Genomic DNA, 1384 nt, shown 5'->3' with positions numbered 1-1384 from the left:
GAGCTATGGTGATTTCTGGTGTATGGAAGCCGGCTGAAAGGGTGGCGTATCCTGTTGGTTGATCACCGCCAAGATCACAACCAACAGAGGAATGATACGCCATGTCCAAGTCTAACCTGCACGCTCTTTCACAACCAGAGGTGGCCACCACCGACCCATTGCACGAGCTGATCCGTCAGGGTGCCCGTGACCTGATTGCCAAGGCGGTCGAGTCGGAGCTTCAGGGCTTGCTGAACCAGTATGCCGATGTTTCAACACCTGATGGGCGCCAAGCTGTGGTGCGCAACGGACACCTACCCAAGCGCACAATCCAGACAGGCGTTGGGGATGTTGACGTTCAGGTGCCCAAGGTCAGAGACCGCAGCGGCTCCGGCATTCGCTTTAACAGCCAGCTCCTGCCGCCGTACTTGAAGCGGGCTCGGAGTCTGGATGAGCTCATCCCTTGGCTCTACCTGCGAGGGGTCTCCTCTGGCGACTTTCAGGAGGCTCTGAACGCCTTGGTCGGTGAGCAGGCCAAGGGGTTGTCCGCCAATACGGTGACCCGGCTCAAGGCCCAGTGGCTGAAGGAGCACGAGGAGTGGTGTCACCGTGACCTGGGCCAGAAGCGTTACGTTTACTGGTGGGCGGACGGTGTCTACAGCAATGTCCGCCTGGATGACCGGCTCTGCCTGCTGGTGATCATTGGGGTCACTGAGCACGGCCACAAGGAGCTGGTGGCTGTTGAAGATGGCCACCGGGAGTCTGAAGCCAGCTGGCGTGAGCTGCTCACTGGCTTGCGGGAACGTGGCCTGGATTATGCGCCCAAGCTGGCCGTAGGCGACGGGGCTCTGGGCTTCTGGAAAGCGCTGAGCAAGGTGTTTCCGGAAACTCGGCACCAGCGGTGCTGGGTGCACAAGACCGCTAACGTACTGGACAAGCTGCCCAAGTCAGTACAGCCGAAAGTGAAGTCAGCCTTGCACGAGATCTATCTGGCGGAGACCCGTGACAGCGCACACAAGGCCTTTGACAGCACGTTGAAGCGGTTTCAGGACAAGTACCCGAAGGCCATGGAAAACCTTGAGAAGGACCGGGACGAGCTGTTGGCCTTCTACGATTTCCCGGCCATTCACTGGATTCACTTGCGGACCACCAATCCGATTGAATCCACCTTCGCCACCGTGCGGTTAAGAACCAAGCAGAGCCGATCCTGCGGCTCTCGCGATACCACCTTATCGATGGTGTTCAAATTACTCCAATCCGCCCAAAAACGCTGGAAGCGGATCAAGGGGTTCGACCAACTGAAGCTGGTCGTGGACAACGTCCAGTTTCGGGATGGAGAGCAGGTGGATGATCAAACTGGCAGAGACGCCGCCTGATGGTCATACACCAGATTTGACAATAACTC

At 58.1% G+C, this 1384-nt stretch carries 1 protein-coding gene; it reads left to right on the top strand.

Annotated elements, in window-relative coordinates; translation table 11 throughout:
* Positions 1 to 101: 101 nt before the first annotated feature.
* On the top strand, positions 102 to 1355 hold the full coding sequence (locus NH395_RS18300; protein ID WP_085918100.1) for an IS256 family transposase: 1254 nt from the start codon (positions 102 to 104) through the stop codon (positions 1353 to 1355).
* Positions 1356 to 1384 lie beyond the last annotated feature (29 nt).

This window comes from Halomonas sp. Mc5H-6 (assembly GCF_024124705.1).
Taxonomy (GTDB): domain Bacteria; phylum Pseudomonadota; class Gammaproteobacteria; order Pseudomonadales; family Halomonadaceae; genus Vreelandella; species Vreelandella subterranea.
Note: the sequence above shows the minus strand (reverse complement) of the source record. Positions and strands in the feature narration are given on the sequence as shown.

What these genes read in the sequence shown, in the direction of transcription:
- NH395_RS18300 (WP_085918100.1), top strand. Translation starts at nt 102, where the DNA reads ATGTCCAAGTCTAACCTGCACGCTCTTTCACAACCAGAGGTGGCCACC.